Consider the following 25,729-nt stretch of genomic DNA (forward strand, 5'->3'; position numbering starts at 1 on the left):
GTGAGAGAAGGGTGTATAGGCGATCTTTTGATCTCGATCAGTAGCCCTGTGGCATTTCACCCCGTGCCAGACGCTGGTTGATGTCGGCGATCACCGCAGGCAGGTCGATGATGGTGTCGATCATGTAGTGCGGGCGCGAGCCTTCGAACATGGCCTCGATGCGCGTGCGTTCGCTGGCGAGTGTGCCGGCGTCCAGGGCGCGGAACTGCGCGTAGGTCAGGCCCAGGGCGTTGCCTGAGCAGGTCAGCGCCACGGTCCACATTCCGGCGCGACGGCCTTCGAGGATGCCCGGCACGGTGTCGTCGATCTTCACGCAGGCCGCGACATCATCAATCCCGAGGGCGATCACGTTGGCCAAGGCCTGAGCCGGCCATGGGCGGCCGTTGGGTACTTCGTCGGTGGCGACCACGTGGTCGGCGATGTAGCCGTTGGTGGCGGCCAGTTCGACCACTTTGTCCATCACCTGCTTGGGGTAGCCGGAGCACGAGCCGATCTTGATCCCCTGCTTGCGCAGGTTGGCGATGGTGTCCAGGGCGCCGGGGATCAACGCCGAGTGCTCGGCGATTTTCTCGATCTGCAGCGGCATGAAACGCTGGTAGATGGCGGTCACGTCATCGTCAGTCGGTGTGCGGCCAAAAGCCTTGCGATAGCGCTCGGCCACTTGCGGCTGGTCACACAGGGTGCGGATGTGGTCCCACTTGCCCATGCCCATCGGGCCACGGGCTTCTTCGATGGAGACCTGCACGTCGAATTCAGCGAAGGCTTCGACAAAAATCTGCGTGGGGGCGAACGAGCCGAAATCGACCACAGTGCCGGCCCAGTCGAGGATCGCGGCTTGAAGCTGGGTTGGGTTTGCGTAGTTCATGGTTCAGATCCTGTGAGTAGTGGGCAGTCAGATGTCGAGCACGTTCATTTCTTGCAGCACCTCGGCCACCGCCGCGACGGCGGCTTGCATCTCGGCCTGGTTTACATGGCCGATGCAGCCCACGCGGAAGGTTTCCACCTGGGTCAATTTGCCGGGATAGAGGATGAAACCCTTGGCCTTGACCCGCTCGTAGAACGCCTTGAACTGGTAGCGTGGGTCTTTTGGCGCATGGAAGGTGACGATGATCGGCGCCTGGATCGCCGCAGGCAGGAAACTGCGCAGGCCCAGTTCGGCCATGCCGTCCAGCAGCGCCTGGCAGTTGTTGGCGTAGCGCTGATGCCGGGCGGGCAGGCCGCCTTCTTCGTTGTATTGCAGCAGCGCTTCGTGCAGCGCAGCCACCACGTGGGTTGGCGGGGTGAAGCGCCACTGGCCGGTCTTGGCCATGTAGCTGTGCTGGTCAAACAGATCCATCGCCAGGGAATGGCTGTTGCCTTGGGCAGCGGCCAGCGCCTGCTTTTCAGCGAACACAAAACCCATCCCCGGTACGCCTTCCAGGCACTTGCCGGAGGCGGCGATCAGCGCGTCGAACGGCACTTCACGGGCGTCGATCGGCAGCGCGCCGAAGGAACTCATGGCGTCGATGATCAGGCGCTTGCCGTGGCGTGCGATGACCTGGGCGATCTCGGGCAGCGGGTTGAGAATCCCGGTGCTGGTTTCGCAATGGATCAGTGCAACGTGGGTGATGCCCTTGTCGGCGTGCAGCAGGCGGTCGACGTCGGCGGCGGTGGTGGGTTCGTCTTCGGCGGTTTCAAAGGTGCTGAACGAGCGGCCGAGCACTTCGCAGATCTTCGCCAGGCGCTTGCCGTAAGCGCCGTTGATCAGCACCAGCACCTTGCCGTCCCGTGGCACCAGGGTGCCGATGGCCGCTTCCACGGCAAAGGTGCCGCTGCCTTGCAACGGCACGCAATGGTGGCTGGCGGTGCCGTTGACGATCACCAGCAGTTGCTCGCAGAGGCTGGCGGTCAGTTGGTTGAAGCGGTCATCCCACGAACCCCAGTCGACCATCATGGCCTCGCGGGTGCGGGCCGAGGTGGTCAAGGGCCCGGGGGTCAGCAAGATCGGCGCGGCAGTGCTCATTCGTGTGTCCTCGCAAAACAATGGGATGAAGTTACGGCGCCTAAATTGCAGTTTGGCTTGTCATCAATCAAATTGTTTGTTGTTATGCGAGCTATCAGTGAGGCCGATAGCTATGAACCTGTTTCAACTGCGTGCGTTTGATGCCGTAGCCCGCGAGGGCAGTTTTACCCGGGCGGCCGAGCGGCTGTTTATCAGCCAGCCGGCGGTGACCGGGCATATCAAGGCGCTGGAGGAGCACTACCAGATCGCGTTGCTGCGGCGTACCGCGCGGCGGGTGGAGTTGACCGAGGAGGGCACCAAGCTCGCGGCGATCACCCGGGCGATCTTCGGCCTGGTGGAGGAGGCGCAGACCCTGCTGGAGGCCAACCGGCAACTGCTTACCGGGCGCCTGGAAGTGGCGGCGGACGGGCCGCACATGGTCATGCCGATGCTGGCCAGCCTGCGGCAGCGGTATCCGGGGATTACGGTCAATTTGCGCTTGGGCAACGCTCAGGAAACCCTCGCGGCGCTGCTGTCGGAGCGTGCCGACGTGGCGGTGTTGACGGAGGTGGAGCCGCGCAGGGGCCTGCACTTGCAGCCGTTGATCGAGTCGCGGATTTGCGCGTTGGTGCCTGCCGGTCATCCGTGGTTGGCGGAGCCTGAGGGGATTCGGTTGGAGCAGTTGGATCAGGTAATCATGGTGCTGCGTGAGCCCAGCTCGATCACCCGGCGCACCTTTGACGATGCCTGCGCCCAGGCCGGGGTGCAGCCCAAGGTGTTGCTGGAGCTGGACAGCCGTGAGGCGGTGACGGAAGCAGTGGCGGCGGAGTTGGGGGTTGGGGTGGTGTCGTCGATGGAAGTCAGCCGGGATCCGCGGGTGCATGCGATTCCGATCCAGGGCGACGGGCTGGTGAACCGGCATGTGATCGGGTGCATGGAGCGGCGGCGGGAGTTGCGGTTGATTCAGGCGTTTTTCGAGTTGGCGCCTTAGAGGGTGTTGGCTTAAGGTCTAGTTGGCCCGTTCGCGAGCAAGCCCGCTCCCACATTCGACCACATTCCATCGGTAGAACTCGGTCAACTGTGGGAGCGGGCTTGCTCGCGAAGGGGCTCTCAAATTCACCGCAAACTTTCCCGCACAATCTCCAGAAAAGTCGCCACCACCCGCCGCGAACTCTGCTCCTTCAAGCACACCAGTGTTTCCTTCATCCGCTGGGTACAGTCGCGGATCGGCATCGCATACACCCGCGAATCTGCGCCAAACTCCGCGGCAGACACCACCCCCACGCCAATCCCCACTACCACCGCCTCCCGCGCGGCTTCGCGGCCTTCCACCTGGATCGCCGGGCGAATCCGCAGCCCGGCCTGATGCATTTCCTGCTCCAGGGTCTGGCGGGTCACCGAGCCGATTTCCCGCAACACCAGCGGCGTATCGTCCAGGTCCGCCAGGCAGATCGACTCACGGCCCGCCCAGGGATGGTTGCGGGCGACAAACGCGAGCAATTGATCATCCGGCAATGGCAATGACAGCAGCCGCTCGTCGTCCACGTCACGGCCCAGCAGCGCCAGGTCGGCCTGGTAGTTGTAGAGGCGAAACAGCGATTCATCGGTGTTGCCGGTTTCGATCTTCACGCTGATGCCCGGGTACAGCTGGCAAAAGCGCGCGATCTGCGGCAGCACATGCACGGGCGCATCGACCGCGAGTGTCAGGGTGCCGGTTTGCAAGGCCCGGGAATCCTGCAACAGTTCTTCGGCCTCCGCCGCGACCGCAAACAAGCGCTGGGTGATACTCAGCAGGCGCTCGCCAAGGTCGGTCAACCGCACCGAGCGTTTGTTGCGATGAAACAGCAGCACGCCGAAGCGTTCTTCGAGTTTGCGCACCTGGTCGGAAATGGCCGGCTGGCTGAGGAACAAGCGTTCGGCGGCGTGGGTGAAGCTGCCGTGGACGGCCACTGCATGGAAGGCTTTGAGTTGGGCGTGGGACACCGACATCGCGAATCCTCTTACAAGCTCAGCTTATATTTGAAATACGATAAATCGATTTTACCTATTAGTCAGCCATTGCTTTGATAGCCCCAGTCGCCGTAGGTCGAGTCCTACACCCTCGGCGGCCATGGGTCTTCTGCGTGCTTACCAGCGAGACTCATCTGACCAATACCGCGCCCTTCCAAGCGCCGGTACTGCAGTGCTCAACAATAAAAATACAGGCGTTTGCTTTTCATTCTGCCGGCACACTCACACCCGAGGTCAGAACCACCATGAATACTCCCTTGAGTAACATCAAGCGTTGGCGCGTGCAGATTTTCGCCATCACCTGGCTGGCGTACGCGGCCTTCTATTTCACCCGCAAAGCTTTTTCGGTGGCCAAACTGGGGATCGTCGACGACCCGAGTTTCCCGTTGGACAAGATGATGATGGCCAACCTGGATGGCATCTACCTGGCGGCCTACGCCGTTGGCCAGTTCACCTGGGGCATGCTTGCCGACCGTTTCGGGCCCCGTGTGGTGGTACTCGGCGGGTTGCTGATTTCCGCCGCCGCCGCCCTGGTGATGGGCACGTTTGCCACCTTGCCGATCTTTGTCACCTGCATGTTGATCCAGGGCCTGGCCCAGTCCACCGGCTGGTCGGGGCTGTGCAAGAACCTTGGCAGTTTCTTCCCGGCGCAGCAGCGTGGGCGGGTGCTGGGGTTATGGAGTTCGTGCTACGCCTTTGGCGGCCTGGTGGCGTCACCGTTTGCCGGCTGGTGGGCGTATACGCTGATCGGCACCTGGCATGCGGCGTTTATCTCCAGTGCGGCCGTCGTCGCCGTGGTCGCGGTGCTGTTCTTCATTTTCCAGCGCAACACGCCACAGGATGTGGGGTTGCCGGCGGTGGAGCCCGAGCCGGAGCAGACTGTCGCCGAAAAGAACGCGAGTGTGCTGGAGCCGTTGCGGGCCATCTTGCGCAACCGCACGGTGTTGACCCTGGGACTGGCGTACTTCCTGTTGAAGCCGGCACGCTACGCCATCCTGTTGTGGGGGCCGGTGATTGTGTATGAGCAGATGCCGTCGGTGGGCAAGGTCGGCGCAGCGATTGTGCCCACGGCCTTCGAGCTGGCGGGGTTGCTGGGGCCGATCATGATCGGCATGGCGTCCGACAAACTGTTCGGCGCCCGGCGCATGCCGGCCTGTGTACTCAGCCTGTTGGCGCTGACGGTGGCCCTGGCGTTGTTCATGGGCGCCTTGCACACCGGCAGCGTGGTGTTGGTGATGGCGTTGCTGTTTGTGATGGGCCTGACCCTGTACGGGCCGGACTCGATGATCAGCAGCACCGCCGCCATCGACTTCGGCACCGCCAAGGCCGGCGCGACGGCGGCGGGGTTCGTCAACGGCTGCGGTTCGGTGGGGGCAGTACTCGGCGGCTTGTTGCCGGGCTACTTCGATACCGTCACGGTGTTTATCGTGTTTGCCGGCGCCGCGCTGTTTTCCTCGCTGGTGTTGATGCCCTACTGGAATGCCAGGCCGGCGGTATTGGCACAGGTGGGGGACTTTGTGCCCGACCGTGAGCGCGCTATCAATCCCTTGCGTACCTGAGGGGCATGGCCGGTTTTTTGGTGGATTAGAGTGTTTCAGCGCTATAAACTCTGCCCCCAAAGCGCCGGCCAGTAGACGTCTCGGCGCGATGGACAGAAGAGAGTGAGTCATGGGCGCACAGTGGAAAGTCAAACATAAAGAAGCGGCATCCAATGCCAAGGGCAAGATCTTCGGCAAGCTGGTGAAAGAAATCACCATTGCCGCCCGCAACGGTGCCGACACTGCCACCAACGCACATTTGCGCCTGGTGGTGGAGCAGGCCAAAAAGGCCTCGATGCCCAAGGAAACCCTGGAACGCGCGATCAAGAAAGGCGCCGGTCTGCTCGGTGAGACCGTGCAATACCACCGCGTGACCTACGAAGGTTTTGCCCCGCACCAGGTGCCGCTGATCGTTGAATGCGTGACCGACAACATCAACCGCACCGTGGCGGAAATCCGTGTGGCGTTTCGCAAGGGGCAACTGGGTGCTTCGGGCTCTGTGGCCTGGGACTTCAACCATGTGGGCCTGATCGAAGCGTCGCCGGACAGCCCGGACGCCGATCCGGAAATGGCCGCGATTGAAGCCGGTGCCCAGGATTTCGAAGAAGGCGAAGAAGAGGGCACCACCCTGTTCATCACCGAGACCACAGACCTGGACGCCGTGCAGAAAGCCTTGCCGGAGCAGGGTTTCACCGTGTTGTCGGCCAAGCTGGGCTACATCGCGAAGAACCCGGTGAGCGGTTTGAGTGATGAGCAGATGGCTGAAGTCGAAGCCTTCCTGGAAGGCTTGGACAACCATGATGACGTGCAGGATATGTTCGTCGGGTTGGCGGGTTAATTCTAATTTGATGTGAACTCGGTCCAAATGTGGGAGCGGGCTTGCTCGCGAATACGGTGTACCAGCCAAGTATGTATTGACTGACACACCGCATTCGCGAGCAAGCCCGCTCCCACATTGGGTTTAGCGGAGTGTGGAAGACTGCAACAGGGTTGTGATTGCCTCGAACCCAGGCCGGGCCAGCACCTCCGGCTGGCAGCAGTTATCCCGCAAGGCTTCCAGCGCCACGCGCTTTTCCTCGCTCAACCCCGTATCAATCCTTTCCAGCAGCTCCCCCAGCAACACGCCGAACGCGCGCACTTCTATACGCTGCAACGCGCGGGTTTCCTGGCTGTCGACCGTGGCGTGAAACGACGCGGCACCAAAGTCCCCCAGCAAACACTCACCGGCTTCATTCCACAGAATGTTATGGCCGTACAGATCGCCGTGGGTGATGCCTTGCTCGTGCAGGTGCGCCGCCACCGAAGCGATGCCCCGGGCCATGCGCAGTGCCACGTCCGCCCTGAAACGGGTGGTGGGCTCGTAGATATCCCGGGTGCACGACGCCAGGCTCGGCAGGGCCGCGAGGTTGCGGTAGCTCGGTTCGATCAATTGCATCACCAGCGCCGCCTGGCCTTGGGGATGCTCGACCACTCGGCCTTCGACCTTGATCAGGTTGGCGTGCAACCCGGCGGCGATGCAGGCGTGCATTTCGTGCAGGGGCGAGCCGTCACTGGTAATGCTGCCTTTATAGAGTTTCACCGCCACCGCCTTGGCCGGCGCGTTTGCCGGAGTCCAGGACGCTTTGCGGATGATCCCGGAAGCGCCTTCCCCCAGCACTTCGCCCAACTCCAGCTCGGGCCAGGGAATGTTTGGCGTCGCGTCATGGCGGGCCTCTTCCACGGCCATCTCTACCGGGTTGCCGGCGTAGGCCAGCCAAGTCAGGCTCGGCAAGGTCAGCAGCCAGTCCGGCAGCCGGGTCAGGCGGTTGGAGGCGATGCGGATCAGTTCGAGGTTTTTGCACTGGGCCAGGCTTTGCGGTAACTGCTCCAGGTGGTTGCCGGCCAGCATCAGCTTTTGCAGCAAGGGCCGTTCACCCAGCTCGCTCGGCAACTGGCTGATGCGGTTATCGGTGAGGATCAGCCAGCGCAGCAGGGGCGGCAGCGATGCCGCCGGGACGCTGCTGATCTGGTTCGACTTGAAGCCGATCATACTCAACTGCGCACACTGGCCCAGGCATTCCGGCAGTTCGGTAAAAGCGTTTTCCGAACAGAACAACACGCGCAAATGGGGCAGGCGGTGCAGGTCGTCCGGCAGGCTGCTGAGGGCATTGCCGGTGAGGTTGAGGATTTCCAGGGAGTCGGCCAGGTCGAAGATTTCCCGTGGGAACTCCGTCAGCCCGCAGCGCAGGTCCAGGCGTTTGATACCGGCCAATTGGCCGGCCTTGAGTTGGGCAAGGGTATCCATGAACAGCGCGTCACTCGGTAATAGGGGCGTGAATGGCGCTCATGATAGCGGGTTGTGGCCCGATCTTCTGCAACTGCCCGAGGCGGCTGGCGGTGCGGGCCAAGTCGATGGCCTGGCCGCTGAGGGATTGTTCCAGCGGCTGCTCACCGATCAGCACCAGGTGTTTGTCCTGGTCGTAGAGCACGTCCACCAGGTTGATGAACCGTTGCTGGGTGGCGATCGGGCAGTCCGCCAGATGCGGCAGGCCGTCGATGATCCAGCGGTCGTAGTCGCGGCACAATTGCAGATAGTCCATGACGGCGGTCGGTTTTTCGCACAGGTCGCTGAAGGTGAAGGCGATGTTGCGACCCTGATGCCAGCGGGCAGTCAACTGCCGGGCTCCGACGGTCAGGCTGATGGGGGCGTGATCCGCTGAGGGCAATCCCAAGGCCTCGCGTTGCGCGCAAGTGCCCGGCCAGACAAACTGCCCAGCGCTGAAACGCTGATCGCCATGGGCCTGGGCCAGGCCCCGGTAATCCTGGGGCGCGCTGACTTCCATGACGTCCATGCGCGCGCTGATCAGCTCGATCACCGGCTTGAAACGCTGGTGGTACAAGGGGTTCGGCAGCAACCCAGCAGGCGGGTAATTGGAGGTTACCAGCACCCAAACCCCGCGCCGGAACAGGGCCTTGAACAGGCGGCTGATCAGCATCGCATCGCCGATATCGTGTACGTGAAACTCGTCGAAGCACAGCACGCGGCAGCCATCGAGCAGCTCGTCCAGGGTCACGCCCAGGGCATCACGCTGCTGGCGGTGGGTAAACATCCCCTGGTGCAGACGGGCGAAAAAGTCGTGGAAGTGCACGCGCTGTTTCTCGGCAATCGGCAGTGCCTGGAAAAAACCGTCCAGCAACCAGCTTTTGCCCCGGCCCACGGCGCCGTGCAGGTACAGGCTGCGGGTGGGACGCCCGGCCAGCAGGTGGGCGGTTTGTCGGGCCATGGTCTCGATGACCTGCAACTGGCTGGGGCTGAGGGTATAGCCCTGTTGCCGGGCCTTGCCTTGAAAAAAAGCCGCGATGCCGGGGTCGGTGTCGGTCGCCGCAGGTTTACCCAGCAAGCGTTTGAGCAGGGGCGGTAAAGCAGCCAATGTCAGTCACTCTGTATTTCGGTGGTCGCTCACTTTAGAGCGCCGGTTGCGGTTTGACCAATAGAGAAGCACACCGCCAGCTATCTGGAAACGGCATGGCTGAATGGATCCAAAACAACGTCTTGACTGGCGGATTCCCCTCAAGTGACTAACCTCATACACAGCAGTCACCCCTGTATAAGGATTTGGGGCAGTGAAGGGACAGGCAGTCTTGGCAATCATGGGCGCGATGCTCTGCAACACGGTTTATGGTGCACAGCTCCAGGTTGAGGTGCGTATCGACGTGCAGCGCGGTTGCCAGTTGGTCGGCACCACGCGTGAGGCCGGCATCGAGCAGCTCGGCGTGCTGGATTTTGGCAGCGGCGCCCGCCTGGATGACCCGGCTGGCCCGTTGAGTGCAGCCTTGATCAGCCAGCGCCAGCCACGCCTGGAGTGCAACCCGGACACGCCGTATCAGATGCGCGTCGACGGCGGCCTGCATGGCGGCGTCGGCGAAGTGCGTTACCTGGGCGCCGCCGCCCCTTCGATCAAACCCATTCCCTACCGAATTTATGCCGACGCCGCGCGCCGCATCCCCTTGGCCGTGGACGTGCCGGTGAGCGGCCGCGTGCCGGATTCCGGCACGGTGGACTTGCCACTTTACGCACGCATCGAGCCGCTCAAGGAAGTCCCGGCGGTGGGGCGTTATACCGACCTGCTCAAAGTGACGGTGACATGGTAAGCCGAGCCCTGGCCTGCATCGCGCTGGGCGGCCTGTTGCTCCTGGCCGAGGACGCCCAGGCGGCGGTGGCCGGGCAGATTCATGCACGGCTGGTGATCACCGCCAGTTGCCAGGTGAGCAAGGGCACCGACAGCGCGCCGGTGAGCCCGGATGGCGGCTCGGCCTTGCTGGATTTCGGCAGTCACGGACCCACCTGGGACAAAGGCCTGGGGGCTGGCATCAGCGATGGCGACAAGGCGGCACTGGCGGTGTCCTGCAACCCGTCGGTGGTGAGCAGTTTCACCGTGACCATCGACGGCGGCGCCCATGGCGACGGCGTCACCCGGCGCTTGAGCAATGGCCGGCAAACCATACCGTATCGGCTGTCGGCCGACCCGGCGGGCCGGAGCACCTACAGCATCGGCCAGCAACGCAATTTCGTCGTGACCAAGGGCGCACAGGTACCGATCCCGGTATTCGGCTCGGTGGTGGCGAATACCAGGGCCCTACCGGCCGGCATCTACACAGACACCCTGACGGTGACTCTGGATTGGTAAACCATGAGGATGGACATCATGCATGCACGTGTATCGAAAGCAGTTTTTCCATTAGTCGCACTGGTGTGGGTGTCGGGTGCCCAGGCGGCCACCACCGTCACCGGGCAGATCAGCTCCACGCTGATCCTGACCAACAGCTGCCTGGTCAACGGCGTGGGCGGTACCACCGGTTTGAACTTCGGTACGATCAATTTCGGCACCACCAACAGCCAGTTCACCACCCAGTCCGGCCAAGTGCTGGGCGGCGGCGGGGGCGCACTGTCGATCCAGTGTTCGTCGGGCACCTCGCCGGTGATCACCGTGGGCGCGGGCTCCCATGACGGCCAGTCCACCGGCGGCACCCGGGCGCTGTATGACGGCGTGGCCAATTATGTGCCGTATGACTTTTACACCGACTCCGGGCATTCAACGCTCCTGGCGATCAACGGCACCATCAACGTGGGCGCGAGCACGGGTGTTGCACAAACCGTGAACATCTACGGCCAGGCCGTGGGCAAGGCAGGGCTGCCGGCGGGTACCTACACCGACACGGTGTCGGTGCAACTGACGTTCTAGTGCCGTGAAGCGGGCCTGCTGGGCGACGCTGGCGGTCATCACGGGGTGGGGGATGCCGTTGTCGTTGCTGGCGGTGACCAGCCAGACCCTCCAGGTCAGCGCGACGATTGCCGCAGGCTGCCTGGTGGTGGGCGGCGGCACGAACTACGGCAGCCTGGCGTTTGGCAGCTACTCGTCGTTGTCCACCAGCACGGTGTCGGTGGCGCTGAGCAGCGGGGTGACACTGCAATGCACGCCGGGAGTCAGCTTGAACATGACCGTGGATGGCGGTTTGCACAACGTCAGTGGGCGGCACATGCAGCTCAATAGCGGCAGTGCCCAAGTGGCGTATCAACTGTTTCAGGACGCAGCGCTGAGCCAGAGCCTGGGGATCAGCCAAAGCGTCAGCGTGGCCTACAGCAACGCAAACACTATCACTCTGCCGATTTACGGCCGGGTGGTGTTACCGGGTAATCAGCCTGGGGGGACGTACAGCGACGTGCTGCAGGTGCAGCTGTCCTGGTAAGGCGATTGGCATGAGGAGTGGAATCTATGTTTGCAGCGTCCCGGTGGTATTGGGTTGCGGGTTTTATGGGCTTGGCGGCGTTGGGCGCCGGACAGGTCCAGGCCGCCAGTTCTGTGCTGATCTGGCCCATTGACCCGGTGCTGGAAGCCGATCAACAGGCCAGCGCCTTGTGGTTGGAGAACCGTGGTACAGAGACTGCCAATTTGCAGATTCGGGTATTTGCCTGGAGTCAGGGTGGGTTTGACGAGCAGTACCAGAACCAGCGCGACGTGATCGGCAGCCCGCCGGTGGCGAAGATCGAACCGGGGCAGAAGCAACTGGTGCGCCTGACCCGCACCCGAGAAGTACCGCCGGGCCAGGAGCTGGCGTATCGAATCATCATCGATGAAATTCCTGCCGCTACCCCTGACACTCCCGCCGCCGATGGCAAGACGGCCGCTGCCATCCGCTTTCAAATGCGTTATTCGGTGCCCTTGTTTGCTTATGGCGCGGGGCTGTGGAGCAAGGAAGATGCGACCCGCCAGCGCGACCCAAAGGGCGCGGGCAAGCCTGACCTGAGCTGGAAGAAAGTCACGGTGGGCGGGCGCACCTATGTGGAGATGCGCAACCAGGGCGCGGTGCACGCGCGGCTCACGGATGTCGCGTTCAAGCAGGGCGGGCAGACCCGGCCGCTGGTGGACGGCCTGCTCGGCTATGTACTGCCGGGCGCAACCATGCGCTGGCCGGTGCCGGAAGGGGTAGCTGGCGATCAGCCGCTACAGGTGCGAGTCAACGGGGCAACGCAACTGGAGAACCTTGCCCCGGGACGGTAACGCAATGGAATAGGGCATGGAGTAGCCCTGGGTCTTAACGGATGGAGATGTCCATTGATGGACACAATGCCTTGGTGAGCCTTGAGCGGGCTCGTAGTCGATGGCAATCGGTGTGGGTGGTGGGCGGCCTGTCTGGCCTGGCGCTTGCGCCGCTTGGCGTGGCCGCTCCGTTGCCGCCGCCCCCCAGCAACATGGAGGCTGTGGCCGATGCACAGTTGTTCCTTGAATTGGTGGTCAACCAGATGGACACCGGCCGGGTGGTCGCCGTGGATCAGCGTGCCGGCGGCCTGTTTGTGCCGGCGGCGACCTTGCGGGACGTTGGTATGAAACTGCCGGCTGACATCACCACCGAGGTCGCTCTGGACCACGTGCCTGGCTTGCACACCGATTACGACAGCCAGGGCCAGCGCCTGATGCTGACGGTACCGCCGGCATGGTTGCCGGCGCAGTTCATCGGCAACCGCGATAACTACCCGCGCACCCAGGCGCTCACCAGTTTTGGTGCGTTGCTCAACTACGATGCCTACTTGAATGACACCGATGATGCCGGCACTTACCTGGGTATCTTCAACGAAGTGCGGCTGTTCGACACGTGGGGCACGTTGTCCAATACCGGCCAGTACCGCACCACCTTTGGCGGCCAGACCAACGGCAGCACCCTGGACAATGGCTACCGGCGCTATGACACCACCTGGCGCTTTTCCGACGATGAACGCCTGCTGACCTACGAGGCGGGCGACGTGATCAGCGGCGCGTTGCCGTGGAGCAGCTCTGTGCGCCTGGGCGGGGTGCAGGTGTCGCGAGACTTCGGCGTACGCCCGGACCTGGTGACTTACCCCTTGCCGCAGTTTGCCGGGGAGGCGGCGGTGCCGTCGTCGGTGGACCTGTTTATCAACGGCTACAAGTCCAGCAGTGCCGACCTGCAGCCGGGCCCTTATACCCTGACCAACGTGCCGTTTATCAACGGTGCCGGCGAAGCCGTGGTAGTCACCACCGATGCGTTGGGTCGGCAGGTTTCAACCACGGTGCCGTTCTACGTCACCAGTACGTTATTGCAAAAAGGCCTGTCGGACTTTTCGGTAGCGGCCGGTCATTTGCGCCGTGACTACACCCTTCGGGATTTTGGCTACGGCGCCGGAGTGGCCAGCGGCACGTTTCGTTACGGGGTATCGGACTACGTCACCCTGGAAAGCCATGCCGAAGCCGCAGGCGACCTGACCCTGGGCGGGCTCGGCGGCAACGTGCGGCTGGGCAACTTCGGAGTGCTCAACACGGCCCTCAGCCAAAGCCAGTTTGACGGCGAGACCGGCCAGCAACTGAGCGTCGGTTATCAATACAGCAACCAGCGCTACAGCCTGTCTTACCAACGGGTAGAGCGCCGCGACCAGTACGCCGACCTGACCCTGGTCGACACGCCTTATGCGAGCCTCAGCAAACGCAGCGAGCAGGTGACCCTGAGCCTGAACCTCAACGACTTCGGCAGCATCGGTGCCGGCTATTTCGATGTGCAGGCGGCCGATGACTCCCGCACCCGGCTGTTGAACCTGACGTGGAGCAAGCAGTTGTGGCGCAACACCAGTTTCTACCTGTCGGCCAACCGTGAGGTCGGTGACAGCAACTGGGCCATGCAGGCGCAGTTGGTGATTCCGTTCGACGTCTACGGCAGCCTGGCCCTGAGCAACGAGCGCAGCCAGGCGGGCGAGAGTCGCCAGCGGGTCAACTACAGCCGGGCGGTGCCGTCCGAGGGCGGTGTGGGCTACAACCTTGGGTATGCCAGCGGCGACGGGCCGGCTTATCGCCAGGCCGACCTGACCTGGCGCATGCAGTCGGTGCAATTGCAGGCGGGTGTCTATGGCAGCAGCGACGCCGAGACCCGCTGGGCGGATGCCAGCGGCTCGCTGGTGTGGATGGACAAGCAAGTATTCACGGCCAACCGGGTGAATGATGCCTTTGTGGTGGTGAGCACCGACGGTTATGCCGGGGTGCCGGTGCTTTATGAAAACCAGTTGGTGGGTGAAACCGATCGCAACGGGCATCTGCTGGTGCCATGGAGCAGCGCTTATTACCGCGGCAAGTATGAAATCGACCCGCTGAACCTGCCGGTCACCGTGCAGACCCCGAATGTCGAGCAGCGGGTGGCGGTGCGTCGCGGCAGCGGCTACTTGCTGGAATTCCCGGTGCGCCGGGTGATCGCGGCCAGTATCACCCTGGTGGATGCCCTGCATCAGGAGCTGCCCCTGGGCAGCCAGGTGCGCCACGAGCAAAGCGGGGCGCGGGCGGTGGTGGGCTGGGATGGCCTGGTGTACCTGGAGAACCTGGCGGCCCACAACACCTTGCAAGTCACTGTGGGTGAGGGCCGTACCTGCCAGGCAACGTTTGATCTGGATATCAACGAAGCACAGGTGCCGCTGATCGGGCCGCTGGTGTGCCAATGAGATAAGGAGTGTGGGTGTGCGGGGCAAGGAATGCATAGTGGGGCTGCTGGTGCTGGCGGGGCTGGGCTTTTCGACACAGGTGATGGCCGCGTGTTCGGTGCCGGGAACCACCTCGCCGGCCGGCTTTGGCTCGATCAGTTCGATGACGGTGCGTACCGCCCCCCAGACCAGTTCCACTACCAATGCCGGCTTGAGCTGTGGGGCCACGCTGATCTCTTTGCTGGCCGCCAATGATCACTTCTATGCAACCATCACGTCGGCCACCAGCGGCATGGTCGGCCCCACCGGGGATATCATCAGCTATACGATCTACGGCAATAACAGCACCAGCTACCCGATCACTCGCGGTACCCAATTTGATTTCGGTGCCACCGGCATCGCCCAAAGCCTGGGGCTGGTATCCGGGCCGGGCACGAAAACCGTGCCGCTTTATCTGAGTTCGATCATCGGCAGCAATGTGGCGGCTGGCCTTTATACCGAGACATTGAGCATCGCCTGGAGCTGGAACTATTGCTCGGCCCTAGGGGTTGGCAGCCTCTGTGTGGTACGAGATATCGGCAGTGGCACGGCTTCCCTGACCGTCAGCATGACCGTGGCCAACGACTGCACAATCTCTGCGCCCAACATCGCCTTCGGCAGTGCGCCGGTGGTCAGTGGTTTTTCCAGCGTGAGCGGGCAGGCCACCATTGCGTGCACCAAGGGCAGCGCCTACACCGTGGGCATCAGCGATGGCCAGAACCCGGTGAGTGTGGGTGGGCAGCGGCGGATGGTTTCTGGCAGCAATTTCCTGAGTTACGACATTTTCAAAAGCGCCACCACCACCCGTTGGGGCAGCGTGAGTACCGCCCGGCGCGCCAGTTCCACGGCTGAGGTGAATCCCGGAAATGGTCTGGGTACCGGTAGCCAGGTGTTCAACTACAACGCCGCGATCTATACCAACCAGACCACACCGCCGGCCGGCACCTACGTCGATAACGTGGTGCTGGATGTGGCCTTCTAGAACCGCATCGTCTGCTTGAGCATCTGCGTGGTCGACGGGTCTTGCGGGCTGACCATCGCATAGTTGTAGCCTGCGCCTGACCAGTATTCGGCCTGCAGCCCGTCGGCACTGCGGCTGCCACGGGGCAGGAATTTGTTTTCCGGACCTGGTGGACGGATATAGAAGCTGATGCGCCGCCCTTGGGGGTCTTCATACAGCACCATGGCCGCTGCACCCTGTTCGGTGCTGAGCAGGCGCCCGCTGACCGCCTTGAACCCGGCCTGACTCAGGTCAGGCAGGCGGTAGGCCTGGTTGAAATAACGGTCGAGCCAGCCTTGCATGTCGCCGCCGCTTTGCACGTGGTAGTCGGCGGGCAGGATGCCGTCCTGGGCGAACAGGCGGTAGGCCTGCATCGCATCGGTCATGGGCAAGAGGTTGTCGGCCAGGGTTGCCTGGCGGGCCTGCCAGCCGCCGAGGCCGCCGACACTGACGGCAATCAACAGCATGGCGGCCGTCGCGAGATGGCGGCGTGACTGGCGTTTGACCCGCTGGCGAATCAGGGCCGGGTCCAGTTCGGGGTTGGCCGGCTGTTGCAGCATGCCGCTCAAGGACGCCCGCAGGTGCTGTGCGTCCTGTTGCCAGGCGTGCACCTGGGCGGCGACGTCCGGGTGGGCCGCCAGCCAGGTTTCAAGCTGGCGGCGGTCGGCGTCCAGCAATTGGTGATCGACGTAGGCATGCAAATCGCGTTCGCTGGGAGGCAGGCTGATCATTTGAGTATCCGCAGGGCAGGGCTGGTGATTTCGCCGTCGCTGAGCTGGCGCAGGGCCTGGCGCGCACGTGACAGACGAGACATCACGGTGCCCACGGGCACCTCAAGGATGTCGGCGACTTCTTTGTAGCTCAAGCCTTCCACCGAGACCCATAGCAGCAGGGCGCGCTGTTCGGTGTTCAATTGGTCGAAGGCTTGCAGGGTCGATTGCGCGATGACGGTGCGCTCGACCGACGGCTGCGAGTCATCGCGGCCGCTGAAGAATTCCAACATGCGCGTGTACCGCCGGGAACGTCGATGGGCGTCGAGGAACTGCCGGTAGAGGATCGAGAACAGCCAGGCGCGCAAGTCGCCTTCGAGGCGTTTGTCGGCCCAACTGATGATCGCGCGCTCAAGGCTTGCCTGCACCAGGTCGTCGGCGCTGCTGGTGTTACGCGTCAGGGACACGGCAAAACGCCGCAACCTGGGTATGAGTTCACGTAACTGTTCGTCGAGTTCGTGCATGGGGTTCTGGCTAGTCACTACGCTGGGACTAGGAAGACGTCCGGCGTTGAAGGTTATTCCAGGCCAATAAAAATAAACAGCAGGCCAGGGAATAGAGTGCGCTGGCGTTCGTCCCAAGTGTTCCGACCTTATGTTTCACCCACTCAAGGCCCCTGGCCCTGGAGTTATTTCATGGTAGATCACTCATCACCGCCCCGTCCGCCGCTGAGCACCGCAAGCCTGATAATTCGGTTGGCCAGCATCGGCGTGGTGGTTGCGGTTGTGGCCGGGGCGTTTGCCTACGTCAACGGTAGCCTCGACCCGCAGCGGTTGCGCCCCAAAACCTTGGTCAACGCCCTGGAAACCAACAATGGTTTGCACCCTGGCTACCGTCGCAACCATGCCAAGGGCGTGTGCGTGGCCGGTTATTTCGAGAGCAGCGCCGAGGCGCGCCAGTACTCCAGTGCCCAGGTATTCAGCGAGGCGCGTACACCGATCATCGGGCGTTTTGCGCTGCCCAGCGGCAACCCGTATGCGCCGGACAGCAGCGTGCCGATCCGCAGCTTTGCCTTGCAATTCAGCTTGGCCAACGGCCAGCAATGGCGCACCGGGATGAACAGCATGCCGGTGTTCCCGGTGGGCACGCCCGAGGCCTTCTTTGAGATGCTCAAGGCCGGCGCACCTGACCCGGCCACCGGCAAGCCGAACCCGGCGGGTATGCCGGCGTTCTTCGCTTCGCACCCCGAGACCGCGCCGTTCCTGGCCTGGGTCAAGACTGCCAAGCCGTCTGCCAGCTACGCCACCGAGACCTATAACGGCATCAACGCGTTTTACCTGGTAAACGCCAGCGGCCAACGCCAGGCCGTGCGTTGGGGCGTCGTGCCCCAAAGCCAGGATACTGCGGGGGCCACGACGCCCGCCGGCAGCGATTTCCTCGAAAAAGACCTGGCCCAGCGCCTGGTGGCCGGGCCGCTGCGTTGGCAGTTGAACCTGACCCTGGCCAACCCGGGAGACCCGGTGGATGACGCCAGCAAGACCTGGGCCGGCGAGCACAAGGTGCTGAATGCCGGGACCCTGGTGCTGGAAAGCAGCCAGCCGCAAATGGACGGTGATTGCCGCGACATCAACTTTGATCCACTGATCCTGCCGAGCGGTATCGAAGCCTCGAATGACCCACTGCTGGCCGCCCGTTCGGCGGCGTACGCCAGTTCTTACTTGCGTCGCACCGGCGAAGTCAGCCAGTTGCACAGCGCCCCTCAGGAGTCGAAGCCATGAATGCCCAACCCCGTTTTTTCGCCCCGCTGGCGCGCCTGCTGCACTGGCTGATGGCGTTGATGATCATCGCCATGCTGTTTATCGGCGCGGGCATGGTGGCCTCGGTATCGGAACGCCATGAGTGGCTGATCCACCTGCACAAGCCGTTGGGGATTGCGATCCTGGCACTGGTGATCGCGCGCTTGGTGGTACGGTTTTCAACCCGTCAGCCACCGCTTCCGGCGGACTTGCCCCTGTGGCAAGCGTTGGCGGCCAAGGCCTCCCACGTGGTGCTGTATGCATTGATGCTGGTATTGCCGCTGTTGGGTTGGGCAATGATTTCGGCGGCCGGTGATCCGGTGATGCTCAGCAGTTCGGTGCAATTGCCGGCGCTGGTGGGGGCGAATGCGCCACTGTTTGCGGTGTTGCGCAAGGCTCACGGTTATCTGGCGTATTTGCTGTTTCTGACGGTGCTGTTGCACCTGGCGGCGGCGCTGTTTCACGGTTTGATCCGGCGTGACGGCGTGCTGCAAAGCATGACCGGGACCAAGGACTGAAACCTTGCCCGGCGACGGCTGCCGGGGTGCAGCCGTCGCCGGGGAGGGTGGATGCCTAACGCAGTACGTCGACGATATCCGCCACGCTGCTCAACACATCCTTACCCAACTGCATCGAGCGTTTACCCGACCAGCCAGTGTGCGGGTTGGGCGCGTCGTCGTTGTCCTTGAAGGGCATTTCCAGGGTCAGGGACAGGCAATCGAACTTCTCGCCGACGCTGTTGCACGCCAAGGTCATGTTGGCTTCGCCCGGCAGGTCGCGGGTGTAGCCGTGCTCGGTCTGGAAGTCCCGGGTGAGGCCGCTCAAGTGGCTGCGGAAGTGTTTCTCCAACTGCTCGATGCGCGGCGTGTAGCCGGGGTTGCCTTCACAACCGGCGGTGAACACGTAGGGGATTTCCTCGTCGCCGTGGATATCCAGGAACAGGTCAACGCCGTATTTTTCCATTTGCTGCTGGACGAACAGCACTTCGGGACTGATCTCCTGGCTAGCGTTCTGCCAGGCGCGGTTGAGGTCCTGGCCCATGGCGTTGGTGCGCAGATGGCCATGGAAGGCGCCATCGGGGTTCATGTTCGGCACCAGGTACAGGTCGGCGGCGGCCAGGAGCTTTTTCAGCTCGGTGTCACCGTCCTGCTGCAGGCGCTCGATGATGCCTTCCATAAACCATTCGGCCATATGCTCGCCGGGATGCTGCTGGGCGATGATCCAGACCTTGCGCTTATTGGCCTCGCCTTTGCCACGGCGCAGCAATTGGATATCCCGGCCTTCGGCACTTTTGCCGGTGGCCAGCAATTGCGTGCCAGCGCGGTTCAGCGCCTGGTCGATCAGCCGGTCGTGGCGTTCGCGGCTGTAGGGTTCGAAGTAGGCGAACCAGGCTTGTTTTTCGCGGGTTTCGAGGGTGATGTGCAGCGTCTCTCCATCAAAGCGGGTGGGCACTCGGAACCAGTTGATATGGTCGTAGGACGCCACGGCGTTGTAGCCGCTCCAGGCGTGTTTGTAGGAAGAATGGCCCGCGTTGCTCAGGCGGAAAGTGTGGGTGTGCCCCACATGCATGCCTTCGGCCTTGAAGTGGAACCACTGGAAATGCTGGCTGCGCGTATCGGGTTTGATGGCCAGCAGCAACTGGTGGGCATCACTGGCATCGAGTACCTGGATATTGCCGCTGTCGAAGTCGGTGCTGATCTTGATAGAGGTCAAGGCCACGGTCATAGTCTGGTTGCCTGAATATGAGTGTTGTGGCGGGCATTTTACACCGGAGCGGGGTAAAGCCTGGATGCAATTTTTGCAGGGGAAAGTGGGGGCGTCCTCCTTGACGCCGCAGCAGCTTAGAATCTATGAGATTGATTCTCAAGTGCTATTTTTGAAAGAACCGGCCTAGAGCGCTCGATCGACTTTCATTGGGCGATAGTCTTTTGCTACCATGCGCGCCATCAAGTAACACACAGTCTTCATTAGCCTGAAGCCATGCCAGGAAAAACTGGCAAAAAAAAGACCCGGCCAAAGAGCCGGGTCAAAAACCGTGATTAGCCTGATGAGGAGATATTCCAAGAGTCCGACCTAAGGTATCTTGGTCTATCGACTGATCTCGCGATCAGCTGGGTCCAATAATAATCATTATCATTTGCAAGTCAAGTGTTTTTATCCGCCTGATAGAAATATTTTTCCTTTGTGTCTGCTACATCCTGGCCGGGTGTTCGGTGTCCTTTGCCGAAAACCGCAGCGACCGCTCCACCATCACCTTCGCCATATCAATCAAATAGACCACTGAAAATGCCAGGTCCCGGCTATTGCCGTGGGCGCTGTTCGCCGATTCGTACGCGGTGGCCGCTGCGCTGCGCAGCAGGTCGGAAGCGTGGACCAGGGCTTCCTCGTCGCTGATGCCGGGCTTGGCCTCGAACAAGGTGTCGTCAACGGAAGGCGGCGTACCCTCCTCTTTCAGGTAATAGTCCAGCGCGCGTTGGGCGGCGCCACTGCTGCGCATGAACAGCAGCTCGTCTTCATCGCAGATTTCGGGCAGGGAATATGGGGTTGTCGTCATAAAGGTCGGTGCTCTGGGTGGATGTCGAAAGCCTGCAACCGATATTAGTACTAATCGTATTTATGGCGTTTTATTGATTACTACAAACTGTTTATTGTCGTTGGGAGTACACAACGTATTGTCAGGCCCCATGGATAAGTGGATAGCGTTGGTCAAGGCCAGCATGAAAGACCGCAAGGTCACTCAGGATCAACTGGCGTCGCGCCTGGGCATGTCCCAGGGCGGGGTCGGCCATTGGCTGAACAAGCGTCGGGTGCCGAGCCTGGCCGACATGAACCGGGTGATGCAGGAGCTGGGCCTGGATGACCTCGAGGTGGCGCTGGTGGTCCGCGAAAAAGCGGTTGCGCCAGTTGCGCAGGAGCTGGAGCCGGCGCCGCACTACAACCCGAATTACCGTTACCCGGTGAGCGAAGGGAAGGGAGGGTACCTATTGCAGGAAGAACCTCGGTCATACAGCGCTAGCCGTTTCCAGGTGAGCGACTACCACGCCCGTGGCAAGGCATTCTGGATGCGGGTGACTGGCGATGCCATGGCCGCCCCCAGCGGCTTGAGCATCACCGAGGGCATGATGGTTCTGGTGGACCCGGGCATCAGGCCCGAGCCCGGCAAACTGGTGGTGGCCCAATGGGCATTTAATCCCCAGGCGACCTTGCGCAAGCTGGTGAAGCAAAGCGGCCAGCTTTACCTGGTTCCGCTCAACCCGACCTACCCGAAAATGCTCTTCAGCGAAGAATGCCGGATCATCGGCGTGGTGGTGCAGGCGGTCACGAGGTTTTAGCTCGCGGCTTCCAGCTCCACCAATGCGCTGCCTTCACCGACCATTTCCCCTTCCTGGCAGTATAGTGCCTTGACCACCCCGGCATGGGGCGCACGGATGCTGTGTTCCATCTTCATGGCTTCCAGCACCACCAGTTGCGTACCGGCTTCAACCGTTTGCCCAACCTCCACCAGCACCCGCACGATGCTGCCGTTCATCGGCGCGGTCAGGCCGCCCTGATGGGACTGGCTGGCGTCGACGGCGGCAATCGGGTCGAACAGGCTGATGCTGTGCACCTCCCCATCCCAGCGCAAAAACACAGTGCCACCCTCGCGTACCGCCAGATGGGAGCGGCGTACGCCTTGCTGGTCGATCAGCAATTGTTCGCCACGCACCTGTGGCGGGTTGATGCCGGCTTGCAGCGTTACCAGGCGATCCTGGCCGTTGCAGCTCAAATGCAGGGAAACCTCGGCCGGCAAGCCGGCGCGAAAGCCGCGCGTGTCTGCCCAAGGCGAACTGGAATCACTGTTCGGTTGGGTCTGCATGAACGCCTGGCCGGCGGCCTGCCAGAACTCATCGCTCAACTCCCCTGGCACAGGTAGCAGCTCATCCTGATAACGCGGGATAAACCCGGTATCCAGCTCGGCAGCGGCAAACGCCGGATGGCCGATGATGCGTCGCAAGAAGCCCAGGTTGGTCTTCAGCCCGCCTACGGCAAACTCATCGAGCATGCCCAGCAGCCGCAGGCGTGCCTGCTCGCGGTCCTCGCCCCAGGCAATCAGCTTGCCCAGCATCGGGTCGTAGAACGGTGAGACGTTGTCGCCTTGTTCGACGCCGCTGTCCACCCGGCGCCCCGGCCCTGGCGTGGATTCGCGGTACAGCGCCAGGTGCCCGGTGGCCGGCAGGAAATCATTGGCCGGGTCTTCGGCGTACAGGCGCACTTCAATCGCATGCCCCAGCAGCGGCACTTGCTTCTGGGTCATTGGCAGCGGCTCGCCCTGGGCCACGCGGATCTGCCAGGCCACCAGGTCCAGGCCGGTGATGGCTTCGGTCACCGGGTGTTCCACCTGCAGCCGGGTATTCATTTCCATGAAGAAAAACTCGCCCCGTGCGTCCAGCAGAAACTCCACGGTGCCCGCGCCCACGTAACCGATGGCCTGTGCGGCACGCACCGCTGCTTCGCCCATAGCCTTGCGTTGCTCGGCACTCAGGCCAGGCGCGGGGGCTTCTTCGACGACTTTTTGGTGGCGGCGCTGGATCGAGCAATCGCGCTCATTCAGGTACAGGCAATGACCGTGCTGGTCGGCGAACACCTGAATTTCCACGTGGCGCGGCTTGAGCAGATACTTCTCCACCAGCATCTGCGCGTTGCCAAAGGATGAAAGTGCTTCACGCTGTGCCGAGGCCAACGCTTCGGCCAACTGGCTGACATCCTCGACCACTTTCATACCCTTGCCGCCACCGCCTGCCGTGGCCTTGAGCAACACCGGGTAACCGATACGCTCGGCCGCCTGGCGAAAGGTCTCCAGGTCCTGGGCGTCGCCGTGGTAACCGGGTACCAGCGGCACGCCGGCGGTCTCCATCAACGCCTTGGCCGCAGATTTGCTGCCCATGGCATCAATGGCCGAGGCGGGCGGGCCGAGGAAGATCAGCCCGGCCGCTTCAATGGCACGGGCAAACCCTGCGTTCTCCGACAGAAACCCATAACCCGGGTGAATCGCCTGGGCGCCACTGGCTTGGGCCGCGGCGATCAATTTGTCAATTTGCAGGTAACTGTCGGCGGCCTTGCTGCCGCCCAGGTCCACACGAATATCCGCCTCGCGGGCATGTCGCGCGTCGCGGTCCGTGGCGCTGTGCACGGCCACGGTGGTCAAGCCCATGGCCTTGGCGGTGCGCATGACACGGCAAGCGATTTCACCGCGATTGGCCACCAATACAGTGGTAAGCGTCTTCATGAACGCGGCTCCTGAGGCTGCCAGTTGGGCGCGCGTTTTTGCAGAAAGGCGCGCAGGCCTTCCTGGCCTTCGGCGCTGACGCGGATCCGGGCGATGGAGTTTTCGCAATAGCGACGCAACGCCGGCGTCAGGGCGCCATGGCCGACTTCCCGTAGCAGGTCCTTGCTGGCGCGCATGGCCGCCGGGCTGTTGAGCAGCAGATTGGTAATCCACAATTCGACGTGTACGTCCAAATCATCAGCGGGATAACTTTCCGCCAGCAGCCCGATTTCCCGCGCCCGCTGACCGCCAAAGCGCTCCGCCGTGAGGGCATAGCGGCGGGCAGCCCGCTCACCGATCGCCTGCACCACGAACGGGCTGATCACCGCCGGCGCCAGGCCAATGCGTACTTCCGAGAGGCAGAACTGCGCATCATCGGCACCAATTGCCATGTCGCAGCAACTGATCAACCCGAGGGCCCCGCCGTAGGCCGCGCCCTGAACCACCGCCAGCGTCGGGATCTTCAGCTTGGCGAGGTTGTACATCAGCTCCGCCAGTTCACGGGCATCGTCCAGGTTGGTGTGGTAATCCAGCTCGGCCGACTGCTGCATCCAGGCCAGGTCGGCACCGGCGCTGAAGTGTTTGCCGCGCCCGCGCAGTACCAGGAAACGCAGGGCCGGGTCGCCTTGCACCTGGTCCAGGGCAATGATCAATTCGCGGATCATTTCGGCGTTGAACGCGTTGTTCTTGGCTTCACGACTGAGCCACAGGGTGGCAAAACCACGGGGGTCGGTGATCAGTTCGAGGGTGTTGAAATCGGTCATGGGGTGCAGCTCCATTTACATGCGGAACACGCCGAAGCGGCTCGGCTCGATGGGGGCGTTCAGCGAAGCGGACAAGGCCAGGGCCAGCACGTCGCGGGTCTGCAACGGATCGATGACGCCGTCGTCCCACAGTCGTGCGCTGGAGTAGTAGGGGTGGCCCTGGGTTTCGTACTGGTCGAGGATCGGCTGCTTGATCGCCGTTTCCTCATCGTCACTGAAAGCCTGGCCGGCACGTTCGGCCTGCTCGCGTTTGACCTGCACCAGCACACCTGCGGCCTGTTCGGCGCCCATCACGCCGATGCGTGCGTTGGGCCACATCCACAAGAAGCGCGGGTCATAGGCGCGGCCACACATGCCGTAGTTACCGGCACCAAAGCTGCCGCCGATGATCACGGTGAACTTCGGCACCTTGGCGCAGGCCACCGCCGTGACCAGTTTGGCGCCGTGCTTGGCAATGCCGCCGGCTTCGTATTTCTGGCCGACCATAAAGCCGGTGATGTTTTGCAGGAACAGCAGCGGAATCTCGCGTTGACAGGCCAGCTCGATAAAGTGCGCGCCTTTTTGCGCAGCCTCGGCGAAGAGGATGCCGTTGTTGGCCAGGATCGCAATCGGATAGCCGTGCAGGTGCGCAAAGCCGCACACCAGGGTGGTGCCGAACAGTGCCTTGAATTCATCGAACACCGAGCCGTCCACCAATCGCGCGATTACTTCGCGCACGTCGAACGGTTGCTTGGCATCGGCCGGGATCACGCCGTACAGCTCTTCGCTGCTATAAAGCGGCGCCAGCGGCGTGCGTTGTTGCAAGTGCCCCAGCTTGCGCCAGTTGAGGTTGGCCACGCTACGCCGGGCCAGGGCCAGCGCATGTTCGTCGCTGTCGGCATAGTGGTCGGCCACCCCGGAAATCTTGCAGTGCACATCGGCACCGCCCAGGTCTTCGGCGCTGACCACTTCACCCGTCGCCGCCTTCACCAGCGGCGGGCCGGCGAGGAAGATGGTGGCTTGCTGGCGAACCATGATTGCTTCGTCCGCCATCGCCGGCACATAGGCGCCACCGGCGGTGCAGGAGCCCATCACCACGGCGATCTGCGGGATGCCCTGGGCACTCATGTTCGCCTGGTTGAAGAAGATCCGCCCGAAGTGCTCGCGGTCCGGGAACACTTCATCCTGGCGCGGCAGGTTGGCGCCGCCGGAGTCCACCAGGTAGATGCACGGGAGGCGGTTCTGCTCGGCGATGGTCTGGGCGCGCAGGTGTTTTTTAACCGTCAGCGGGTAGTACGAACCGCCTTTCACCGTGGCGTCGTTGGCGACGATCATGCACTCGACGCCTTCCACCCGACCAATCCCGGCAATCACGCCGGCAGCGGGTACGTCTTCGCCATACACCTGATAAGCCGCCAGTTGGCTTAGCTCAAGGAACGGCGAGCCCGGGTCGAGCAGACGATTGATCCGCTCGCGGGGCAACAGTTTGCCTCGCGATGTATGCCGCTCCTGAGCCTTGGCGCCGCCGCCTTGCTGCACTTGGGCGAGCAGGGTATGCAGGGCGTCGACCTGTTTGAGCATCGCCGCGCTGTTGGCGGCGAATTCCGCCGAGCGCGGGTTGAGCTGGGTGTGCAGGGTAGCCATGGTGCGCGCT

General features: G+C 62.6%; 25 protein-coding genes. 13 read left to right on the top strand and 12 right to left on the bottom strand.

What is annotated here, in order from left to right:
• Positions 1–37: 37 nt before the first annotated feature.
• Complete coding sequence (phnX, locus tag D109_RS0111110) at positions 38–865, bottom strand: phosphonoacetaldehyde hydrolase (protein WP_017476949.1); 828 nt, start codon at positions 863–865, stop codon at positions 38–40.
• A 27-nt stretch (positions 866–892) separates the two neighbouring features.
• Positions 893–2,002, bottom strand: coding sequence for a 2-aminoethylphosphonate--pyruvate transaminase (locus D109_RS0111115; protein ID WP_017476950.1), 1,110 nt, complete (start codon positions 2,000–2,002; stop codon positions 893–895).
• Between the two features lie 112 nt (positions 2,003–2,114).
• Here D109_RS0111115 and D109_RS0111120 point away from each other — a divergent pair, with 112 nt between their 5' ends.
• The gene (locus D109_RS0111120; protein ID WP_017476951.1) at positions 2,115–2,972 is read left to right on the top strand and encodes a LysR substrate-binding domain-containing protein; all 858 of its coding nucleotides are present in this window, start codon (positions 2,115–2,117) and stop codon (positions 2,970–2,972) included.
• Between the two features lie 125 nt (positions 2,973–3,097).
• Here the strand turns inward: D109_RS0111120 and D109_RS0111125 are convergent, their stop codons facing one another.
• Positions 3,098–3,970 carry a LysR substrate-binding domain-containing protein gene (locus D109_RS0111125; RefSeq protein ID WP_003212428.1) on the bottom strand — a complete coding sequence of 291 codons (873 nt, stop codon included), beginning with the start codon at positions 3,968–3,970 and terminating at the stop codon, positions 3,098–3,100.
• 266 nt (positions 3,971–4,236) lie between these two features.
• On the opposite strand from D109_RS0111125, the gene D109_RS0111130 reads away from it, so the two are divergent.
• Positions 4,237–5,550 (top strand): MFS transporter, encoded by a 1,314-nt coding sequence (locus D109_RS0111130; protein WP_026077889.1) that lies wholly within the window; start codon positions 4,237–4,239, stop codon positions 5,548–5,550.
• Positions 5,551–5,659: 109 nt separating this feature from the next.
• Positions 5,660–6,367 (top strand): YebC/PmpR family DNA-binding transcriptional regulator, encoded by a 708-nt coding sequence (locus D109_RS0111135; protein ID WP_008431478.1) that lies wholly within the window; start codon positions 5,660–5,662, stop codon positions 6,365–6,367.
• Positions 6,368–6,490: 123 nt separating this feature from the next.
• On the opposite strand, the gene D109_RS0111140 is transcribed toward D109_RS0111135, so the two are convergent.
• Both D109_RS0111140 and zapE read right to left on the bottom strand, forming a co-directional pair.
• The gene (locus tag D109_RS0111140) at positions 6,491–7,813 is read right to left on the bottom strand and encodes a leucine-rich repeat-containing protein kinase family protein (RefSeq protein WP_017476953.1); all 1,323 of its coding nucleotides are present in this window, start codon (positions 7,811–7,813) and stop codon (positions 6,491–6,493) included.
• Between the two features lie 10 nt (positions 7,814–7,823).
• Positions 7,824–8,939, bottom strand: a complete 1,116-nt coding sequence (gene zapE, locus D109_RS0111145) for a cell division protein ZapE (protein WP_017476954.1) — start codon at positions 8,937–8,939, stop codon at positions 7,824–7,826.
• Positions 8,940–9,168: 229 nt separating this feature from the next.
• Between zapE and D109_RS0111150 the strand changes: the two genes are divergently transcribed.
• From D109_RS0111150 to D109_RS0111180, 7 genes are read left to right on the top strand one after another with little or no spacing between them, the layout of a single operon-like run.
• Positions 9,169–9,660: a spore coat U domain-containing protein gene (locus tag D109_RS0111150; RefSeq protein ID WP_050555064.1), complete on the top strand. Its 492-nt coding sequence runs from the start codon at positions 9,169–9,171 to the stop codon at positions 9,658–9,660.
• Positions 9,654–10,196: a spore coat protein U domain-containing protein gene (locus D109_RS0111155; RefSeq protein WP_017476956.1), complete on the top strand. Its 543-nt coding sequence runs from the start codon at positions 9,654–9,656 to the stop codon at positions 10,194–10,196. Before D109_RS0111150 ends, D109_RS0111155 begins: the two co-directional genes overlap by 7 nt.
• Before the next feature lie 18 nt (positions 10,197–10,214).
• The gene (locus D109_RS0111160) at positions 10,215–10,751 is read left to right on the top strand and encodes a spore coat protein U domain-containing protein (protein WP_026077890.1); all 537 of its coding nucleotides are present in this window, start codon (positions 10,215–10,217) and stop codon (positions 10,749–10,751) included.
• A 52-nt stretch (positions 10,752–10,803) separates the two neighbouring features.
• A complete protein-coding gene (locus D109_RS0111165) occupies positions 10,804–11,256 on the top strand; it encodes a spore coat U domain-containing protein (RefSeq protein WP_017476958.1) in 453 nt (150 codons plus the stop codon).
• 26 nt (positions 11,257–11,282) lie between these two features.
• Positions 11,283–12,068 (top strand): molecular chaperone, encoded by a 786-nt coding sequence (locus D109_RS0111170; RefSeq protein ID WP_017476959.1) that lies wholly within the window; start codon positions 11,283–11,285, stop codon positions 12,066–12,068.
• Positions 12,069–12,109: 41 nt separating this feature from the next.
• Positions 12,110–14,503, top strand: a complete 2,394-nt coding sequence (locus tag D109_RS0111175) for a fimbria/pilus outer membrane usher protein (RefSeq protein WP_017476960.1) — start codon at positions 12,110–12,112, stop codon at positions 14,501–14,503.
• A gap of 37 nt (positions 14,504–14,540) precedes the next feature.
• The gene (locus tag D109_RS0111180) at positions 14,541–15,503 is read left to right on the top strand and encodes a spore coat U domain-containing protein (protein ID WP_017476961.1); all 963 of its coding nucleotides are present in this window, start codon (positions 14,541–14,543) and stop codon (positions 15,501–15,503) included.
• On the opposite strand, the gene D109_RS0111185 is transcribed toward D109_RS0111180, so the two are convergent.
• Both D109_RS0111185 and D109_RS0111190 read right to left on the bottom strand, forming a co-directional pair.
• Complete coding sequence (locus D109_RS0111185; RefSeq protein ID WP_017476962.1) at positions 15,500–16,252, bottom strand: anti-sigma factor; 753 nt, start codon at positions 16,250–16,252, stop codon at positions 15,500–15,502. The genes D109_RS0111180 and D109_RS0111185 overlap by 4 nt on opposite strands.
• The gene (locus D109_RS0111190) at positions 16,249–16,755 is read right to left on the bottom strand and encodes an RNA polymerase sigma factor (RefSeq protein ID WP_017476963.1); all 507 of its coding nucleotides are present in this window, start codon (positions 16,753–16,755) and stop codon (positions 16,249–16,251) included. The genes D109_RS0111185 and D109_RS0111190 overlap by 4 nt, the downstream gene beginning before the upstream one ends.
• A gap of 171 nt (positions 16,756–16,926) precedes the next feature.
• Between D109_RS0111190 and D109_RS0111195 the strand changes: the two genes are divergently transcribed.
• Both D109_RS0111195 and D109_RS0111200 read left to right on the top strand, forming a co-directional pair.
• Positions 16,927–18,009, top strand: coding sequence for a catalase family peroxidase (locus D109_RS0111195; RefSeq protein ID WP_017476964.1), 1,083 nt, complete (start codon positions 16,927–16,929; stop codon positions 18,007–18,009).
• The gene (locus D109_RS0111200) at positions 18,006–18,545 is read left to right on the top strand and encodes a cytochrome b (RefSeq protein ID WP_017476965.1); all 540 of its coding nucleotides are present in this window, start codon (positions 18,006–18,008) and stop codon (positions 18,543–18,545) included. The genes D109_RS0111195 and D109_RS0111200 overlap by 4 nt, the downstream gene beginning before the upstream one ends.
• A 55-nt stretch (positions 18,546–18,600) precedes the next feature.
• On the opposite strand, the gene D109_RS0111205 is transcribed toward D109_RS0111200, so the two are convergent.
• Positions 18,601–19,752, bottom strand: coding sequence for a M14-type cytosolic carboxypeptidase (locus D109_RS0111205; RefSeq protein WP_017476966.1), 1,152 nt, complete (start codon positions 19,750–19,752; stop codon positions 18,601–18,603).
• Positions 19,753–20,218: 466 nt separating this feature from the next.
• Complete coding sequence (locus D109_RS0111210) at positions 20,219–20,581, bottom strand: DUF6124 family protein (protein ID WP_017476967.1); 363 nt, start codon at positions 20,579–20,581, stop codon at positions 20,219–20,221.
• A 130-nt stretch (positions 20,582–20,711) separates the two neighbouring features.
• Here D109_RS0111210 and D109_RS0111215 point away from each other — a divergent pair, with 130 nt between their 5' ends.
• Positions 20,712–21,359, top strand: a complete 648-nt coding sequence (locus D109_RS0111215; RefSeq protein ID WP_026077892.1) for a LexA family transcriptional regulator — start codon at positions 20,712–20,714, stop codon at positions 21,357–21,359.
• Here D109_RS0111215 and D109_RS0111220 read toward each other — a convergent pair.
• From D109_RS0111220 to D109_RS0111230, 3 genes are read right to left on the bottom strand one after another with little or no spacing between them, the layout of a single operon-like run.
• Positions 21,356–23,293: an acetyl/propionyl/methylcrotonyl-CoA carboxylase subunit alpha gene (locus D109_RS0111220; protein WP_017476969.1), complete on the bottom strand. Its 1,938-nt coding sequence runs from the start codon at positions 23,291–23,293 to the stop codon at positions 21,356–21,358. The two genes, D109_RS0111215 and D109_RS0111220, sit on opposite strands and share 4 nt — an antisense overlap.
• Positions 23,290–24,096: a gamma-carboxygeranoyl-CoA hydratase gene (locus D109_RS0111225; protein WP_017476970.1), complete on the bottom strand. Its 807-nt coding sequence runs from the start codon at positions 24,094–24,096 to the stop codon at positions 23,290–23,292. The genes D109_RS0111220 and D109_RS0111225 overlap by 4 nt, the downstream gene beginning before the upstream one ends.
• A 15-nt stretch (positions 24,097–24,111) precedes the next feature.
• A complete protein-coding gene (locus tag D109_RS0111230; protein ID WP_017476971.1) occupies positions 24,112–25,719 on the bottom strand; it encodes a carboxyl transferase domain-containing protein in 1,608 nt (535 codons plus the stop codon).
• Positions 25,720–25,729 lie beyond the last annotated feature (10 nt).

The sequence above is a fragment of the Pseudomonas sp. PAMC 26793 genome (assembly GCF_000313235.1).
GTDB lineage: Bacteria > Pseudomonadota > Gammaproteobacteria > Pseudomonadales > Pseudomonadaceae > Aquipseudomonas > Aquipseudomonas yamanorum.

Excerpts from the sequence above, each read along its gene's own strand:
- phnX (WP_017476949.1), bottom strand. The coding sequence starts at position 865 with ATGAACTACGCAAACCCAACCCAGCTTCAAGCCGCGATCCTCGACTGG.
- D109_RS0111115 (WP_017476950.1), bottom strand. The coding sequence starts at position 2,002 with ATGAGCACTGCCGCGCCGATCTTGCTGACCCCCGGGCCCTTGACCACC.
- D109_RS0111120 (WP_017476951.1), top strand. The coding sequence starts at position 2,115 with ATGAACCTGTTTCAACTGCGTGCGTTTGATGCCGTAGCCCGCGAGGGC.
- D109_RS0111125 (WP_003212428.1), bottom strand. The coding sequence starts at position 3,970 with ATGTCGGTGTCCCACGCCCAACTCAAAGCCTTCCATGCAGTGGCCGTC.
- D109_RS0111130 (WP_026077889.1), top strand. The coding sequence starts at position 4,237 with ATGAATACTCCCTTGAGTAACATCAAGCGTTGGCGCGTGCAGATTTTC.
- D109_RS0111135 (WP_008431478.1), top strand. The coding sequence starts at position 5,660 with ATGGGCGCACAGTGGAAAGTCAAACATAAAGAAGCGGCATCCAATGCC.
- D109_RS0111140 (WP_017476953.1), bottom strand. The coding sequence starts at position 7,813 with ATGGATACCCTTGCCCAACTCAAGGCCGGCCAATTGGCCGGTATCAAA.
- D109_RS0111150 (WP_050555064.1), top strand. The coding sequence starts at position 9,169 with ATGCTCTGCAACACGGTTTATGGTGCACAGCTCCAGGTTGAGGTGCGT.
- D109_RS0111155 (WP_017476956.1), top strand. The coding sequence starts at position 9,654 with ATGGTAAGCCGAGCCCTGGCCTGCATCGCGCTGGGCGGCCTGTTGCTC.
- D109_RS0111160 (WP_026077890.1), top strand. The coding sequence starts at position 10,215 with ATGCATGCACGTGTATCGAAAGCAGTTTTTCCATTAGTCGCACTGGTG.
- D109_RS0111165 (WP_017476958.1), top strand. The coding sequence starts at position 10,804 with ATGCCGTTGTCGTTGCTGGCGGTGACCAGCCAGACCCTCCAGGTCAGC.
- D109_RS0111170 (WP_017476959.1), top strand. The coding sequence starts at position 11,283 with ATGTTTGCAGCGTCCCGGTGGTATTGGGTTGCGGGTTTTATGGGCTTG.
- D109_RS0111175 (WP_017476960.1), top strand. The coding sequence starts at position 12,110 with ATGGAGATGTCCATTGATGGACACAATGCCTTGGTGAGCCTTGAGCGG.
- D109_RS0111185 (WP_017476962.1), bottom strand. The coding sequence starts at position 16,252 with ATGATCAGCCTGCCTCCCAGCGAACGCGATTTGCATGCCTACGTCGAT.
- D109_RS0111190 (WP_017476963.1), bottom strand. The coding sequence starts at position 16,755 with ATGCACGAACTCGACGAACAGTTACGTGAACTCATACCCAGGTTGCGG.
- D109_RS0111195 (WP_017476964.1), top strand. The coding sequence starts at position 16,927 with ATGGTAGATCACTCATCACCGCCCCGTCCGCCGCTGAGCACCGCAAGC.
- D109_RS0111200 (WP_017476965.1), top strand. The coding sequence starts at position 18,006 with ATGAATGCCCAACCCCGTTTTTTCGCCCCGCTGGCGCGCCTGCTGCAC.
- D109_RS0111205 (WP_017476966.1), bottom strand. The coding sequence starts at position 19,752 with ATGACCGTGGCCTTGACCTCTATCAAGATCAGCACCGACTTCGACAGC.
- D109_RS0111210 (WP_017476967.1), bottom strand. The coding sequence starts at position 20,581 with ATGACGACAACCCCATATTCCCTGCCCGAAATCTGCGATGAAGACGAG.
- D109_RS0111215 (WP_026077892.1), top strand. The coding sequence starts at position 20,712 with ATGGATAAGTGGATAGCGTTGGTCAAGGCCAGCATGAAAGACCGCAAG.
- D109_RS0111220 (WP_017476969.1), bottom strand. The coding sequence starts at position 23,293 with ATGAAGACGCTTACCACTGTATTGGTGGCCAATCGCGGTGAAATCGCT.
- D109_RS0111225 (WP_017476970.1), bottom strand. The coding sequence starts at position 24,096 with ATGACCGATTTCAACACCCTCGAACTGATCACCGACCCCCGTGGTTTT.
- D109_RS0111230 (WP_017476971.1), bottom strand. The coding sequence starts at position 25,719 with ATGGCTACCCTGCACACCCAGCTCAACCCGCGCTCGGCGGAATTCGCC.